Consider the following 15130-nt stretch of genomic DNA (forward strand, 5'->3'; position numbering starts at 1 on the left):
GGAACAGTCAGTCCTCAGGTCAGCCCGGGCCAGTAGTCCGAGTCCGGGGTCGTGCGGGCGCCGAAGATCGCCTGCCCGACCCGCACCACGTCGGCACCCTCCTCGACTGCCGCCTCGTAGTCCCCGGACATGCCCATGGACAGCTCTCCCGGTCCGATGAGTTCGGGATCCGCTTCGCGCGCCCGATCACGCACGGTCCGCAGCACGCGGAAGCACTCCCGCACCCTGGCCGAGTCCGTCGTGAAGACCGCAAGCGTCATGAGGCCGCGCACACGCAGGGCGCTGAACTGCGGCAGCGCCTCGAGCACACCCTGCACGGCTTCGGGCTCGAGGCCGTACTTCTGCTGTTCCGCGGACGTGTTGACCTGGATGTACACGTCGATCCCCCGACCGGCCGCCTGCAGTCTGCGGTCCAGGGCCTCCGCGACGCGCAGCGAGTCGAGGGCGTGGAACTCTGCGGCGAACGCGGCGACATCGCGTGCCTTGTTCCGCTGGAGATGCCCTATGACCGCCCAGTCGACGTCCAGGTCGGACATCTCCCCGTGCTTCCGGACCGCTTCCTGGACCTTGTTCTCCCCCAGCTGCGTGCAGCCTGCCGCGACCGCCAGCCTGATGCGCTCCTGCGGCACCGTCTTGCTCACCGGCAGGAGCCTCACAGCACGTCCGTCGCGCCCGCTGCGTGTCGCTGCCGCGTCGATCCGGGCCCGCACGTCTGCGAGGTTGGCCGCGAAGTCCTCAACGGTCTCCGCCGTCGGGTACGCGGAATGCTGAGCTCCTGTCTCCGTCATGATGCACACCTCTCCCTCATGCTGCAGTTCCCAACTCGTCGAGGGCGGCCGCCACCTCCGCGTGCTGGGCGTCGGTGAGTCCGCGCACGGGACGGGGCAGGCTCGGGCGCGACGCGAGACCCCGATGCTCTGCGATCGATGCCGCCACCCGCAGGCTGCCGTGGGCCGCGAAGAGATCCCACAGGGGTTGGAGCTGGTCGCTCCTGCGCTGAGCCTCCTGGGCATCTCCCGCGAGCGCTGCGGCTGCGATGGCGACCGACTCGTCGGGCAGAGTGCCGGCGATGACCGAGTACCAGGCATCGCAGCCCGCCAGCAGTCCTGCGGCGCCGAACGCGTCGCCGGATACGCCCAGGCCCACGGCGGCGGGCAGGATGCTCCTCAGGTGCGCGATCCGGGCCCGGGCCTCGGCGGGGTCCGCCGGCACACCCGGGATCTTGAACGAGGCGACGTGGGGCAGAGACGCGATCGCCGCATAGAGATCGTCCGTGAACGTCACGTGCGTGGTTCCGGGGTTGTCGTAGACGACCAGCGGGACGGAGAGTTCGGCGGTGACGTCCTCGTAGAGTCCGTACACCTCGTCCGGTGTGAGTGCCTGGTAGGTCATGGGGGCCAGGAGCACCCCGGCGGCACCGGCGGCCTGGGCGTCCTCTGCCAGCGCGAGGACGTGTTCGGTGCGCAGAGCCCCGATGCCCACGATCACCGGAGTCTCCCCTGCGTGCTCAGTCGTCAGCCGTGCGATGCGCGCACGCTCCTCACGAGTGAGGTAGGCGTACGAGCCCGTCGATCCGAGAGCGCCGATCGAATCGACCCCCGCACCCGCGAGCCGCTCGATGATGCGCACGACAGCCGCCTCGTCGACCGTGCCGTCTCGGATAGGCGTGAGCGAGAAGGCGCTCACTCCCGACACGAACGGGTCCGGACGGGCAGGTGCGGTCGCAGCACGGGGACCGGAGAGGTCGTCGTTCACGTGGTTCTCCACTCAGTCGCTCAGCAGGGTGCGGAAGGATCTGGCAGCCGCCTTCGTATCCACGGGGCGCGGATCGACGGTGAGCGCATGGACGAGGAATCCGTCGAAGCTGGCGGCGAGAGCGCGGGCCCGCTCCTCGACATCATGGTCCAGCCCCGCGCGCATCATGACCTTCTCGAGGACGTGCAGGAGCCGGGCATGGAACGCCGCCGTCTCCTGCGGGTAGGCGAGCATCATCGTGAAGCGCACCCGGGTCAGGGCCGCTCCGTCAGGATCGAGCATCCGCTCCAGGCCATGCGCCAGCAGTGACGCGAGGTCAGCCGGTGTGGACACGAGCGACGCGTCCGCATCGGCGAACGACGCGACGTCGCGCGCCTCGAGGCGCCGCATGATCGCGCGGATGAGATCGTCCCGCCGCGGGAAGAGGTTGGCCGTGCTGCCTTCCGCGAGCCCCGCGTGCTTGTCGACTGCGCGATGCGTCAGGCCCTTGAGCCCGCTTTCGGCAACGACCAGCAGGATGGATTCGACGATCTGCTCACGACGCCCCATACCTGTGATGCTACGTCGGCCCCGCACACGAATGAAAGTTTATTCACGCTCGAGCATACGACCGTTCCGCGTTGGACCACCTATCATGAGGTCATCCGACACACGAAGAAGTGGGTGAGAACGATGCAGGACCACGAGGCAATGCAGAGTCTGACGGAGGCGGAGTCCCTCGAGTTCCTGGACGCACCCCGCCTGGGCCGCCTCGTCACCGTCATCGCGGGCGAACCGTACATCTTCCCCGTCAACTACGTCCTCGACACCACCGCCGCAGATCTCGGAACGCTCTACATCCGCACGGCACCGGGCGACAAGCTCTTCGCCGCGACGGTCACGCGGGTCGCCGCCTTCGAAGTCGACGAGATCACGGAGTCCGGGGCCTCCAGCGTCATCGCGCGCGGCAGGACCCGAGTGGTCGAGGCCGCCGATGAGCTCGCGAAGGTCGAGGCAGCCGGGCTGGTCCCGTGGATCGCCGCGTGGAAGCCGACCGTGATCGCCGTCGACCTCCACAGGATCTCCGGCCGACGCTTCCTCTTCGGCCCGGCCCCGGACCACGGGGAGGCGGAGGTCCCGGGTTGAGGGCTGGGGTCCCGGGCCGAGGGCCGAGGTCCCGGGTTGACGGCCGAATGCTGAATGCGAAGAAGCCCCGTCATGCGACGGGGCTTCTCCTGATTGCTGCTCTACGTGGAGGTAAGGGGATTCGAACCCCTGACCTTCTCCATGCCATGGAGACGCGCTACCAACTGCGCCATACCCCCGTAGGTGCCTCCCGCGTGCGGGCGACTCGATACATATTAGGTCGACTCCCATGCGAATGCAAAACGAGCGGCGGGGTGGTGACCGTAGACTCTCACCATGCAGTTCCCGCCTTCTCAGAGGCTCGTCGCCGGTACCGACTTCCCCTGGCCGCTCTCAGCTGATCCATCACCGGACTCGTCGGCGCAGGCCGCTGCCGTGCGGGCCGCAGCACCCACGGCAGCCGCACCCACGGCAGCCGCCCCACCCGCAGTATGGCTGTATCCGGCGAGGAGCCCGGCAGAGCCGTCGTCGACGCGCCGCAGGCCGATCGTCCTCATCCACGGATTCCGCGGGGACCACCACGGCCTCGCACTCATCGCCCACGAGCTGCGCGACCGCGATGTCTGGGTGCCCGACCTCCCCGGATTCGGCAGCGCTCCCCCGCCTGAGCGCGGGCTCGACCTCGCAGCCTTCACCGCCCACATCCGGGCTCTCTGCGGCGCGTGCGAAGCAGCCTCCGGACGACGACCGATCCTGATCGGCCACAGCTTCGGGTCGGCGCTCGCCGCACATGCCTATGCGCAGCGCCCGGACATCAGCTCCGGTCTGGGACTGCTCTCCCCTATCGTCCAGCCGGCCCTCGAGGGCTCCGCGCGAGTGCTCACGCAGCTCACCCGGCTCTACTACGCCGCAGGCGCCGCACTCCCGGAGCGGCTGGGCTCCGCGCTGCTGGCGCACCCTCTCATCGTCCGCGGCATGAGCGAGGTGATGGCCACAACGTCGAACCGGATGACGAGGCGCTTCATCCACGACCAGCACGCCCGCCACTTCTCCGACTACGCCGACCGGCGGTCACTGGCCGACGCGTACCGGGTCTCCATCGAGCACACCGTCGCCGAGGTCGCAGCTGAGCTGGCGCGCGCGGCCCGCCCGATGCTGGTGGTCGCCGGGGACGACGATCTCATCGCGCCGATCGAGGCAGCGCACGGATTCGTGGCTCATCTGCGCGACCAGCACGTTCGAGTCGATGCGGAGACACTGACGGGAGTGGGGCATCTGCTCCACTACGAGCGTCCTGCCGCGGTGGCCGACGCGATCGAGACGTTCGCACGCACGATCGACCAGAGCTGACGTCGCCGAGGCCCGCCGAATCCTTCGACGGGCTTGACCCGCTCGTTCGGGCTTGACCCGCTCGTTCGGGCTTGACCCGCTCGTTCGGGCCCGAGCGCTCATGCGAGTCCGGGCTCGATCAAGTCCGGGCGCTCGATCGAGGCCAGGCGATCAGTTCGCCGCCGGGTCGTCGTCCCCCTGCGCCCCGTCCAGTTCGTCCCCCGCAGCAGAGCCCTCTGCGCAGGCGCCGTCCTCCCGGGCGTAGGCCAGGCGGTTGGGACGCGTGTACCTGTGCACGGGAGAGCCGGACAGCAGGGTCGCCCGCGACAGCGTGTTCGAAGCGATCGAGCTGACGATGATGAGCGACGAGAACCCGACGATCGCGATGAACAGGTGGTAGAGGGAGAAACCCTCCTGCTGCAGCGTGTACACATAGCAGCCCACGACGACCAGCGGCATGCCCAGCCCGGTCGCCGGTGAGAACACGTTGATGCGGGACAGCGCGTCCTTCGCGCGGAACATCGCGAGTGCGCTCACGAGCACCAGCAGGGAACCGCTCAGGACGCAGAACGCGATGAAGACATCGACGACGGTGGTCATCAGCGGTGCCCCCTCGTGAGGATGCGGGACAGTGCGATCGTCGCGAGGATGCCCAGCAGCGACGACAGGAAGATCACATCGAGCATGATCGAGACGTTCGTGAGCATCGCGATCAGCGTGAGGATCCCGATCGCGGCGAAGTACACGAGGTCGCCGATGATCGCACGCGAGCCCAGATCCTTCGCGGACGCCACGCGCACGAGTCCGACAGCGATCGCGACGGCGAAGATCGTGATCGCGATCCAGAATACGAGAGTCATGATGCACCCCTCCCGAAGACCTCGACCGCCGGGCGCGGTGGCTTTCCGCGCATCGCCGCCAGCAATCGCGTCTCCATGTCGTAGAGACCATCCATCGCCTCCTCCTCGGATTCGGAGAAGAGCACGTGCACGAACAACGTGGGCGGATCGTCGGCTCCATCACTCGCCGCGATCGCGGCGACGAGTGTGCCGGGAGTGATCGTGATGGATGACGCGAACATCGTGATCTCCAGATCCGTCGTGCAGCGCAGCGGGAGCTGGACGATCATCGGGCTGCTGTACCCGCGCGGAGTGAGCAGAGCGACGATGATGTCGACCGTGCCGGTCACGATCTCCTTGCCGACCCAGAGGAAGTATCCGATGAGCCTGAGCGGATTAACCATGGCCGAGCACCGCCCTGATGTAGTCGCCGTTGGAGAGCAGTCCGTCCGCAGATCTCTGCGTCACGTCGATGAGTGGCTGCGGCGCGACGAAAAGCATCACAGACAGTCCGATGAGGACCGCGCCCGGGATCAGGAGCCGGGTGGGTATCCGCACATCGGCAGTCAGAGTCGTCGCCCGTGATCGTCCGGTGAGGCGTCCGTCCGGATAGTAGGTGTCGGGGTCCTCGCCCCAGAAGACGCCGCGCCACAGCCGGATGAGTGCGAAGAGACTCAGGACCGAACCGACGATGATCGCCGCGATGAGCACCCAGCCCATGACGGATGTGGATTCGCCGTCCGTCGGGACGGCAGCGGCCACGACCAGTCCCACCTTGCCCCACAGTCCCGATGTCGGAGGCAGCCCCACGAGCGAGAAGAGCCCCAGCACGACGAGGACGGCAGTCGCCTTCTCTCGCCTCGCGAGTCCCGTCAGCTTCCGATAGAGGCCGGTGCCGTAGGTCTGCTCCACAGCTCCGAAGATCAGGAGCAGTCCCGCCATCGTGAGGATGTGGTGGACGGTGTAGAAGATTCCCGCCTGGAGTGCGGCTGACGTGAGCAGGACCACTCCCACGAGGATGTGCCCCACGCCGGATGTCATCTGCACGGCAAGCGTGTTGCGCACGCGATTCTCCGCCATGCCGGACAGCGAGCCCACGAGGATCGATGCGACCGCGACGACCGCCAGCGCCCACGTCCATGCGGGCGGTTCGCCGAAGACGGTGCCGTAGATCCGGAAGATGGCGTAGAGCGCGACCTTGCTGTGCAGGGCGGAGAACAGAGCCATCATCCCGGCGGAGGTGTTGGGGTACGACCGCACCAGCCACGTGTGCGCGGGCACTGCGCCGGCCTTGATGAGGAACGCCACGACCACGAGGCCCAGAGCCAGCTGGCCCGGTGCGTCGATCTCGTCCATCGCCGCGAGGGTCCCGATGTTGACCGTGCCCGTCGTCCCGTAGACGAAGCCCACTCCCACCAGGAGCAGCGTCGAGGTCAGCAGGTTCACGATGACGAACATCCGCGCGACGCCCAGCCGGCGCCAGGTCCCCGTCACGGCGATGAGCGCGTAGGACGGCAGCACCATCACCTCGACGAACACGAACATGTTGAAGAGGTCACCCGTGAGGATCGTTCCATACGCACCCGTCAGCATCATGAGGATGAGCGCGGGCACGAAGCGGTACTGATCTTCGCCCGTGGAGATGAGGAACCAGCCGCACAGCACGGACGCGACGCTCGTCACGAGCAGGAGCAGCGCGGCGAAGCTGTCCGACACGAACGGGATCGCGAGCCCGTTGAGGTACCCGCCCACGGAGTGGGCGAGCACCGCGTGATCCGCGTGGATCACCAGCAGCACGACCGCCGCAGCGCCCACGAAGACGGGCACTCCGATGAGGAGTGTGCGGTCGAATGTCCGCGATTTGACGAGGGTGCTCAGCGCAGCGGCGGCAAGCGGCACGGCGACGAGCAGGAGCAGCAGTGCGGGATCGACCGGTGCTGCGACGGGAGGATTCTCCATCAGCGCTCCTCCCCCGTCTCCGGCAGACGGTATTGGTCGTCGTCGTGGCCGAACACAGCGGTCGACAACATGAAGATGGTGATCGCCAGCGTGATGACGATGGCGGTGAGGACGAACGCCTGCGGGAGCGGGTCAGCGGCGACCGCGACGTCAGTGCGGCCGTTGATCGGCTCCCCGCGCCACGCGGACACACCGGAGGCCAGCAGCATGAAGTTCGCTGCGTGCGAGATCATCGTCATCCCGAAGACCGCGCGGACCATCGAGCGCTGGAGCGTGAGGTACACACCGCCGGTCACCAGGACCGCCACTGTCACTGCGAGGATCATGATCCGCTCTCCTCCGACTCACGACCGCGGGACATAGACACCGTGTGCGCTCCCACGCTCCGCCTGCGCTGGGCCGGGCTCCGGCTCCACCAGGAGGGGCGCTCGCCGCGCACCGAGTCCATGGGGCCCGACATCTCGCCGTACACCATCTCGTCGACGCGCTCACGCGTGCTCTCTGTCGCATCATCGTCGACGTCTCGGATCATGGTCCCCTCGACCAGGACGTCGTCGCCCGCGGGGGTGAACGCGGAGTCCGAGGTTCCCAACAGGTTGAAGCTGATGAGGATGAGACCGAGCACCGCGAAGTAGACGCCCACGTCGAACAGCATCGACGTCGTGAAGTGCTCGCCCAGGAAGTAGCCGTGCAGCGGCTCGAGGAACGACCCGGCGAAGATGAGGCCCACCCCACCGGTGATGACCGCGATGAGCACACCGCCGCCGATCAGACCGACCGGCGCCTGCGGTGGACCGATCGCTCGATCCGTGGTCGTCGACATGTAGAGCAGCCCGATGACTGCCGACCCGATGAGGGCGGCGATGAAGCCTCCGCCCGGCTCGTTGTGCCCGCGCCAGAACACGATCGCCGACGTGATGACGAGGATCGGGATCAGACGACGCACCGTGAGCTGGACCGGGATGACGTTCGGCCACGCGACGAACACCGCACGCTGAGACGCGGCGTGTCCGAGCCTCACGTACGGGGTGCGCGGCACTTCGGGAACGTCCGCGGCGGGAGGGTCGATGTACCGATCGCGCACAGACGACATGACCGCCACGATCGCGATCCCCGCCATGCCGAGCACAGTGAGCTCGCCCAGCGTGTCCAGCGCACGGAACTCGACGAGGATCGTATTGACGATGTTGTCGCCGCCGGAGATCTCGGGAGCCTGCTCGAGGTAGTACATCGCGAGGTCGGAGCGTTCGCGGCGACCCAGCAGCGCCCACGTCGCGATGCCCATGGCGACACCGACGACCAGGGCGAACGCCCCGCGCTTGAGCTGGAACCTGCGGGGATACTTCCAGAACGTGCGGGGGAGCTTCTGCAGCACGAGCATCATGATGATGATCGTCATGGCTTCGACGAGCAGCTGGGTGAGGGTGACGTCCGGAGCACCGAGCGACATGATCTGGACGGTCGCGAGGATGCCGACCGCGGACAGTGCCACGATGGCGGTCATCCTCGACCGCGCCAGGCACGCGACCACGACTGCGATCGTGATGAGTGCGAGGAGGATCGCATCGATGGGGCGGTTGAGGCCCTCCTGCGGGGCGGACAGGCCCGGTCCCTGCATGATCGCCGCGACTCCCGCCAGGATGACGACGGAGAGCAGGCCCAGGCCCGGCACCACGTGCCGTGCGGCGCGCACCGGCTCCGTGAAGCGGGTGAGGGCGTGTGCGGGGCGGATGAACGCCGATTCGACCGCGTTGATGACGTCCGCTCCGTCGAATGGGAGAACCGCACGATCGAAGAACCGCCACACCCTGCGGCGCGCGAGGATGATGACGACGCCGATCGCGACGATCGCCATCGTCGCGAAGAGTTCGGGGGTGAGCCCATGCCACAGTGCGAGGTGCGGTTCCGGCGACGTGCCCGGCAGTGCCGCTGTCACCGCGGGGACCACCAGGCGCTCGAGCTGCGGGAGCATGAAGGCCAGCGGGACGGACGCGAGGATCGGCAGCGCCGCGAACACGAGCATGACCGGCGACTGCGCACCGACTTCATCGTCCTGGACCCGGGGTCCGTCGACGAACGACCCGAAGACGAGCTTGGCGCAGTATGCGAACGTGAGGACCGAGGCGGCGGCGCCGGCGAGGAGGGCCGCCCAGCCCGCCCAGGCACCGCCGGGTGCGTCGAGCAGACCCGTGAACACGGACTCCTTCGACACGAAGCCCAGCAGCGGCGGGATCCCTGCCATGGAGGCGCAGCCCAGCACGACCACCGCGAACGAGGCGGGGGCACGTCCGATGAGCCGCGGGATCTTCCCGACCTCACGGGTGTGGGCCACATGGTCGACGACGCCCACCATCATGAACAGGCCGGATTTGAAGAGCGCGTGTGCGATCACGTGGAGCACCGCAGCCACCAGCGCGGCTTCCGTCCCCACGCCGATCGCGGCCGTGATGAGTCCCAGCTGGCTGACCGTGGAATAGGCCATGAGCTTCTTGATGTCGGACTGGTTCAGTGCGAACCAGCCGCCGAGCGCGGTCGTGAGGAGTCCCGCGACGATCAGGAGTACGTTCCAGGCCGGAACGTCGTGGAAGGCCGGGCTGAAGCGGATGAGCAGGAAGACGCCTGCCTTCACGACCGCCGCAGCGTGCAGGTAGGCGCTCACGGGAGTCGCGGCCGCCATCGCGTCGGGCAGCCAGGAGTGGAACGGGAACTGCGCGGACTTCGTCATCGCCGCCACCGCGACGAGCACGGCGATCGTCGAGACGAGCGCGGGATCAGCACCGTCCCAGGCCGACGAGGTGAGAGCTTCGCTGATCCGCGTCGTGCCGGTGACCACGATGATCCCGGCGATCGCCGCGAGAAGTGTCAGCCCGCCGAGGAAGGTGATGAGCAGGGTCCGCATCGAGGGGTGCTCGGCCGTGGTGCCGGACCGCGCGATGAGCAGGAACGAGGCGAGGCTGGTCACTTCCCAGCAGAGGAAGAGGACAAGCAGATCATCGGTGAGGACCAGCCCGGTCATCGCGAGCGTGAAGGTGCACATGAGCCAGTAGAAGCTCAGCTGCCGGCCGCGGCCCAGATAGCCGGTGGAGTAGGCGAGCACAGCCGCGCCCACGAGCAGGGCGATGAGTGTGAAGACGACGCCGATCCCGTCTGCGCGGAAGGCCAGCTCGACTCCCAGGCCCGGGATCCACGGGCGCGTCCATTCGAGCGGTGCCCCGTCGAGAGCCGCCCGCACCGCCGGCAGGAAGGCCGCAGTCGCAGCGAGGTATCCCGCCGCGAGCACCCAGCCCGCATGCCTGCCGAGGCGCGCGGTGATGGCCGGCGTCAGCAACACGATCACCGCGAGCACGCCCAGTGTCCACACGATCGACATCCTCGCCCACCTCCGGTTCACTGTCAGGTCCCCGCGGAAGTGACAGAGTCGCCCGGAGGTAGAAATTTCAGTTTCTTCACCCTACAGAGTCGTGTGAAAGACGTGCAAAATGGCTGACGCACTCGATCTGCCGGGCGGATACGCTGGAGAACATGCGATTCCTGTTCGACGCGAGGTACACCCGCTGGCCGCGGCACGACGGCATCTCCCGCTACGGAGCAGGCATCCTCACAGCTCTCACGCGGATCACCGCGAACGATCCGTCCGTGACCGTCGAGGCTCTCGTGAGCGACCCCCGACAGGTGGACATGCTGCCTCCGGTGCTCACCCACCGGATCTCCTCGCCCACGTCCCCGGCCGAGCCGTTCCTGGCCCGCCAGGTGAACCGTCTCACACCCGACGTCGTCTTCTCACCGATGCAGACAATGGGGTCGTGGGGCAGGGACTACCAGCTCATCCTCACGCTGCACGATCTCATCTACTACGACCACCCCACTCCGCCGCGGGATCTCCCGCTGCCGATCCGGGGACTGTGGCGCGCCTTCCACACGTCCTATCAGCCGCAGCGACTGCTGCTCAACCGTGCCGATGCCGTGGCGACGGTGTCACAGACCACGCGCGACCTCATGGTGGAGCACTCGCTCACGCGGCGGCCCCTGACGGTGATCCCGAACGCGGCGGACCCGGTCGAACCTCTGCCCGAGCGCGCGAGTGGACACGACGCGCGCACGCTGGTCTACATGGGCGCCTTCCTCCCCTACAAAAACGCCGAGGCCCTGGTCCGGTCACTCAGGTGGCTGCCCGGATACACCCTGCATCTGGCGTCGGGGATCTCTCCGCAGCGAGAGGTCGCTCTGCGTGCACTCATCCCGGATGGTGCGCGGGCGTTCTTCCACCGGGGGATCAGCGATGAGGACTACGCCGCACTGCTGGACCGTGCGACGGCACTCGTCACGGCGTCGCGTGCCGAGGGGTACGGCCTACCCGTCGTCGAGGCCCTGTCGCGCGGGGTCCCCGTCGTCGTGACGGACATGCCGATCTTCCGCGAGGTCGCAGGCGCCCTTGAGGGCGTGGACTCCCCCGCCCTGTTCGCCGATCCCGACAACCCCGAGGACTTCGCCCGCGCTGTCCGCAGGCTGGAGGACCCGGTTCAGTGGTCTCGGGCGTCGGCAGCAGCGCCGCAGCGGGCGGCCGCGCACTCATGGGATGCGTCGGCTCGCACCCTGCTGGAGTTGGCACGCAGCCTGGTGTGATGACTGCTCAGCGCGCGGCGACGACCTCGGCGTCCTCACCGGGTCGTGCGAGCGCGACTGATTCGGCTCCGCCGCCCCACGCGCGCAGCACCCAGCCGTCGCGGCCCGGGCTCAGCCGCGCGTACGTGCAGTTCGTGAGCACGCCCAGACGACCTTCGCCGTGCTCCATCCCGAGCAGCATCTCCGTCGCTCCGCGGATGACAGCGCCGTGCGCGACGACGACCAGGTCGCTGTCCGCACCGGATTCGTCTGCCAGTCGCGTGATCGCACTGCAGACGCGCGTCGCCGACTCATCCCGGCTCTCTCCCCCGGGCGGGCGCATGTCGACACCGGCCAGCCATGCGTCAAGCTCGTCCGGCCACATCTTCGCGATCTCGTCACGGGTGTGGCCCTCCCACTCACCGACGGAGATCTCCCGCAGCGCACTGTCGAACTCGACCGCGACACCCGCTTCGTCGGACAGTGCCTGAGCGGTCTGCGCAGCGCGGCGCAGGTCCGATGCCACGATCCGGGACACCGTCGACGATCCGGCCAGATGCACAGCGACCGCTCGGGCCTGTGCCTCGCCCAGATCGTCGAGCGGGACGTCCACCTGACCCTGGAAACGGCCTTCGGCGTTGTACGCAGTGCGTCCGTGGCGCAGGAGCGTGAGCGAGCGGACCATCGTCATTCCTCCCCGGAACCGACGTCTGCAGGCGAGACGGCCTCGGCCGATGCGACCGCGTCTGCCACGTCCACCACGGGGCAGTCCTTCCACAGGCGCTCCAGCGCGTAGAACTCCCGGTCCTCCTGGTGGAAGACGTGCACCACGATGTCGGCGAAGTCCAGGAGTACCCACCGGCCGCCGCTCTTGCCTTCTCTGCGCACCGGCTTCGCCTCGTGACGCTCGAGCAGGAGCTCTTCGATCCGGTCCACGATGCCGGCCACCTGGCGCTCGGAGGAGGCCGACACGACGACGAACACGTCCGTGATGACCAGCTGCGCGCTGACATCCAGCGCGACGATGTCCGATCCCAGCCTTTCGGCGGCGCCTGCTGCGGCGGTGCGGGCGAGGGAGACTGCTTCAGGTGTGGCTGACACGGGGTCCTTCCGGTGTGCGGTCAGAGGAGCAGGAACAGGGCGATGACGACCAGGGCGAGTGCGACGAAGCCGGCAGCGCCCAAGACGATGTAGGGGACCATCGAGTTGCGTTCGGCGACCAGGATCTCGCCGTCCTCGTTCGTCACGGACCGAGCGCTCATGGGCTTGGCCGGCGGCTCTTCGAGTTCGTCGGAATCCTCTTCCTCGTCGGCGCTGGCAGCCCCGACGCTCCGCCAGGCGTCACCGCGGTCGGCGGTCGACACCATGGTCTGACCGGCGGACGTGCGGGAGGCGGTGCTGAACGTCCCGGTGCCGAGCGATGCCTCATCGATCGTCGACAGCGGGGTCGTCGGCGGGTTGTCGTCGAGGTCCTCCGGCTTGATGATCGGGAGCGCACCGGTCACGACGCGGATGTTCGAACCGGTCGGGGGCTTCACCACAGGGGTGCGGCGCTGCAGCGGGGCGTCGAAGTCACCGATGGCGGACGGTGCGATGACGGCAGTCGAGCTCGTCTCGAAATCCGGACCGGTCGGGCTCGCATCGACGCGGTGGCGTGCGAGGTCGAAATCAGGCGCAGGTGTCCTCGCAGCATCCGCGTCGACTGGCCCTGCAGCATCGGTGGGTGCGGCGGCGTCAGTGGGTGCTGCCGTGTCAGTGGGTGAAGCGGCGTCAGTGGGAGCCGCAGTATCGGTGGATGCCGCGACGCCGACGCCTTCCGGGCCGGATGCGATCCCCGGACCAGCCGCGTCCGCCGAAGCGGACGCGTCCTCCGCGGTGGCCTCGTCTTCCCGGGTGATCTCGGCGTCCGTGGTGGTCTCGCCGTCCCAGGCGGCGCCGTCCACAGCCGTAGTGTCGCCTGAACCGGTGGCGTCGTCCTGGGAGACGGCGGCCGTGGTGGCGGAGACATCATCGGGCGTGCCCGCGACGACTGCGGTCGGTGGAGCATCGCCGGAGACGCGCGTCTCCGAGTCACCCGGAGCCGTGCCCCCTGTCGGTGCCTGTGCGTCTGATGTCGGGTCCTGTGCGTCTGAGCCTTCGGTTTCGCGCTCGGCCAGCACGCGCGGGATGGCCGCCGTCGAGATGTCCGATGGCAGATCGTGCTCGCGCAGGAACCGCTTGCGCTCACCGCGGGATGCGAACCGGGGCACCTCGGGGGTCGATGCGGACGTGGCCGGGACGTCGGCAGAGGGTGAGGAGGCCTCGGCAGCGGATGTGGAATCGTCTGCGGGTGCCGCTGGCGCGTGCGTGGGCGCCGCGGGGACGTCGGCGGGCGCCTCAGGAGCAGACGCCTCAGGAGCAGACGCCTCAGGAGTGGTCGACTTCGACGACGACTGCCCGCGAGGTGGGGTCAGAGGAGCCGGCGGCACCGAAGCATCCGCGTCGGCGGATCCGGTTGCCTTCGCCTGTGCGGACTCCGGCTGGGTCGCGTGCACGAACTCCGGTTCGGGCGCGATCTCCGGTTCGGGTGCAGGTTCCGGTTCGGGCACGGACTCCGGCTCCAGCGCAGGTTCCGGACGGACAGCCTCGGGCACCTCCGGCTCACCGGCCGCCGCAGGAGCGTCCGCTTCGACTGCGTCAGGCGACTGCTGAGCGTCGTACGCAGCGTCTGCCGCGCGGCGCTCAGCTTCGCGGCGCTCCCGTCGCGTCATGAACTTCTCAGCCAATGTCACTCCTGTACAGATTGTGCTTAGCGATGTACTGGACGACGCCGTCCGGTACCAGGTACCAGACGGGCAGATCCTCCTTCGCGCGCTGTCGGCATTCGGTCGACGAGATCGCGAGTGCGGGGATCTGCAGCAGACTGAGCCTGCCGGTCGGCAGTCCATCGCCGGTCAGCGCGTGCCCCGGCCGCGATACGCCCACGAAATGTGCGAGGGCGAAGAGCTCGTCCGAATCCTTCCACGACAGGATCTGCGCGAGCGCATCCGCGCCCGTGATGAAGAACATGTCCGCGTCTTCACCGTACACCTCGCGAAGATCCCTCAGCGTGTCGATCGTGTAGGTGTGTCCCGGTCGGTCGATGTCAGCCCGTGACACCGTGAACCGAGGATTCGAAGCCGTCGCGATGACCGTCATGAGGTAGCGGTCCTCCGCAGCGGACACCCGCCGCTCTTCCTTCTGCCACGGCCTGCCGGTCGGCACGAAGACCACTTCGTCCAACTCGAACGTCGCCGCCGCTTCGCTCGCAGCGACGAGGTGGCCATTGTGGATGGGATCGAAAGTACCGCCCATGACGCCGATGCGGCGGGGCGGTGCGTCTGCGTGAACGGGATTCACTCGCGGAGGGGTCTTCGGTCGACGAACGGATCAGTGACGGTGTGAGATGCCCTTCCACGACAGCGTGACGACGCCCAGGAACATGAGGATCGAGAAGGTGATGAGACCGAAGCCGATCGGGGGGATCGGCAGGTCGTACACGACGTGCGGAGTCGCCGCGACGGAAGCGAGGATGGAAGTCGCCATGGTTTACGTCCTTCGAT

Annotated in this window: 17 protein-coding genes and 1 tRNA gene; 3 read left to right on the forward strand and 15 right to left on the reverse strand. The window is 68.1% G+C overall.

Annotation, left to right across the window (positions count from 1 at the left end; all coding sequences use genetic code 11):
• Positions 1-14 precede the first annotated feature (14 nt).
• From BSP109_RS09820 to BSP109_RS09830, 3 genes are all read right to left on the reverse strand, one after another.
• On the reverse strand, positions 15-788 hold the full coding sequence (locus BSP109_RS09820; RefSeq protein ID WP_101600414.1) for a YggS family pyridoxal phosphate-dependent enzyme: 774 nt from the start codon (positions 786-788) through the stop codon (positions 15-17).
• 16 nt (positions 789-804) lie between these two features.
• Positions 805-1695, reverse strand: coding sequence for a dihydrodipicolinate synthase family protein (locus tag BSP109_RS09825; RefSeq protein WP_101600416.1), 891 nt, complete (start codon positions 1693-1695; stop codon positions 805-807).
• Between the two features lie 72 nt (positions 1696-1767).
• On the reverse strand, positions 1768-2304 hold the full coding sequence (locus BSP109_RS09830) for a TetR/AcrR family transcriptional regulator (RefSeq protein WP_101600337.1): 537 nt from the start codon (positions 2302-2304) through the stop codon (positions 1768-1770).
• Between the two features lie 141 nt (positions 2305-2445).
• Between BSP109_RS09830 and BSP109_RS09835 the strand changes: the two genes are divergently transcribed.
• Complete coding sequence (locus BSP109_RS09835) at positions 2446-2880, forward strand: pyridoxamine 5'-phosphate oxidase family protein (RefSeq protein ID WP_180959687.1); 435 nt, start codon at positions 2446-2448, stop codon at positions 2878-2880.
• A gap of 106 nt (positions 2881-2986) precedes the next feature.
• Here the strand turns inward: BSP109_RS09835 and BSP109_RS09840 are convergent.
• Positions 2987-3059 (reverse strand) — tRNA-Ala (locus BSP109_RS09840).
• A gap of 97 nt (positions 3060-3156) precedes the next feature.
• On the opposite strand from BSP109_RS09840, the gene BSP109_RS09845 reads away from it, so the two are divergent.
• Positions 3157-4170 carry an alpha/beta fold hydrolase gene (locus BSP109_RS09845; RefSeq protein WP_101600340.1) on the forward strand — a complete coding sequence of 338 codons (1014 nt, stop codon included), beginning with the start codon at positions 3157-3159 and terminating at the stop codon, positions 4168-4170.
• A 150-nt stretch (positions 4171-4320) separates the two neighbouring features.
• Here BSP109_RS09845 and BSP109_RS09850 read toward each other — a convergent pair whose 3' ends face one another.
• From BSP109_RS09850 to BSP109_RS09875, 6 genes are read right to left on the reverse strand one after another with little or no spacing between them, the layout of a single operon-like run.
• Positions 4321-4749, reverse strand: a complete 429-nt coding sequence (locus BSP109_RS09850) for a monovalent cation/H(+) antiporter subunit G (protein WP_101600343.1) — start codon at positions 4747-4749, stop codon at positions 4321-4323.
• Complete coding sequence (locus BSP109_RS09855; RefSeq protein ID WP_101600345.1) at positions 4749-5009, reverse strand: monovalent cation/H+ antiporter complex subunit F; 261 nt, start codon at positions 5007-5009, stop codon at positions 4749-4751. The genes BSP109_RS09850 and BSP109_RS09855 overlap by 1 nt, the downstream gene beginning before the upstream one ends.
• On the reverse strand, positions 5006-5392 hold the full coding sequence (locus BSP109_RS09860) for a Na+/H+ antiporter subunit E (protein ID WP_101600347.1): 387 nt from the start codon (positions 5390-5392) through the stop codon (positions 5006-5008). Before BSP109_RS09860 ends, BSP109_RS09855 begins: the two co-directional genes overlap by 4 nt.
• Positions 5385-6947: a monovalent cation/H+ antiporter subunit D family protein gene (locus tag BSP109_RS09865; protein ID WP_101600348.1), complete on the reverse strand. Its 1563-nt coding sequence runs from the start codon at positions 6945-6947 to the stop codon at positions 5385-5387. The genes BSP109_RS09860 and BSP109_RS09865 overlap by 8 nt, the downstream gene beginning before the upstream one ends.
• Complete coding sequence (locus BSP109_RS09870) at positions 6947-7273, reverse strand: sodium:proton antiporter (protein ID WP_087006085.1); 327 nt, start codon at positions 7271-7273, stop codon at positions 6947-6949. Before BSP109_RS09870 ends, BSP109_RS09865 begins: the two co-directional genes overlap by 1 nt.
• On the reverse strand, positions 7270-10317 hold the full coding sequence (locus tag BSP109_RS09875) for a DUF4040 family protein (RefSeq protein WP_179207089.1): 3048 nt from the start codon (positions 10315-10317) through the stop codon (positions 7270-7272). The genes BSP109_RS09870 and BSP109_RS09875 overlap by 4 nt, the downstream gene beginning before the upstream one ends.
• Before the next feature lie 152 nt (positions 10318-10469).
• Between BSP109_RS09875 and BSP109_RS09880 the strand changes: the two genes are divergently transcribed.
• The gene (locus BSP109_RS09880; RefSeq protein WP_101600349.1) at positions 10470-11570 is read left to right on the forward strand and encodes a glycosyltransferase family 1 protein; all 1101 of its coding nucleotides are present in this window, start codon (positions 10470-10472) and stop codon (positions 11568-11570) included.
• Between the two features lie 7 nt (positions 11571-11577).
• Here the strand turns inward: BSP109_RS09880 and BSP109_RS09885 are convergent, their stop codons facing one another.
• From BSP109_RS09885 to BSP109_RS17290, 5 genes are read right to left on the reverse strand one after another with little or no spacing between them, the layout of a single operon-like run.
• Entirely contained in the window at positions 11578-12234 is a 657-nt protein-coding gene (locus tag BSP109_RS09885) for a histidine phosphatase family protein (protein WP_101600351.1), read from the reverse strand.
• Between the two features lie 2 nt (positions 12235-12236).
• On the reverse strand, positions 12237-12650 hold the full coding sequence (rsfS, locus tag BSP109_RS09890; RefSeq protein WP_087006076.1) for a ribosome silencing factor: 414 nt from the start codon (positions 12648-12650) through the stop codon (positions 12237-12239).
• 20 nt (positions 12651-12670) lie between these two features.
• On the reverse strand, positions 12671-14314 hold the full coding sequence (locus BSP109_RS09895) for a hypothetical protein (RefSeq protein WP_101600353.1): 1644 nt from the start codon (positions 14312-14314) through the stop codon (positions 12671-12673).
• On the reverse strand, positions 14307-14927 hold the full coding sequence (nadD, locus tag BSP109_RS09900) for a nicotinate-nucleotide adenylyltransferase (protein WP_256970255.1): 621 nt from the start codon (positions 14925-14927) through the stop codon (positions 14307-14309). The genes BSP109_RS09895 and nadD overlap by 8 nt, the downstream gene beginning before the upstream one ends.
• A gap of 30 nt (positions 14928-14957) precedes the next feature.
• The gene (locus BSP109_RS17290; RefSeq protein WP_179207088.1) at positions 14958-15113 is read right to left on the reverse strand and encodes a hypothetical protein; all 156 of its coding nucleotides are present in this window, start codon (positions 15111-15113) and stop codon (positions 14958-14960) included.
• Between the last annotated feature and the right edge of the window lie 17 nt (positions 15114-15130).

The sequence above is a fragment of the Brevibacterium sp. Mu109 genome (assembly GCF_900169375.1).
Lineage (GTDB): Bacteria > Actinomycetota > Actinomycetes > Actinomycetales > Brevibacteriaceae > Brevibacterium > Brevibacterium yomogidense_A.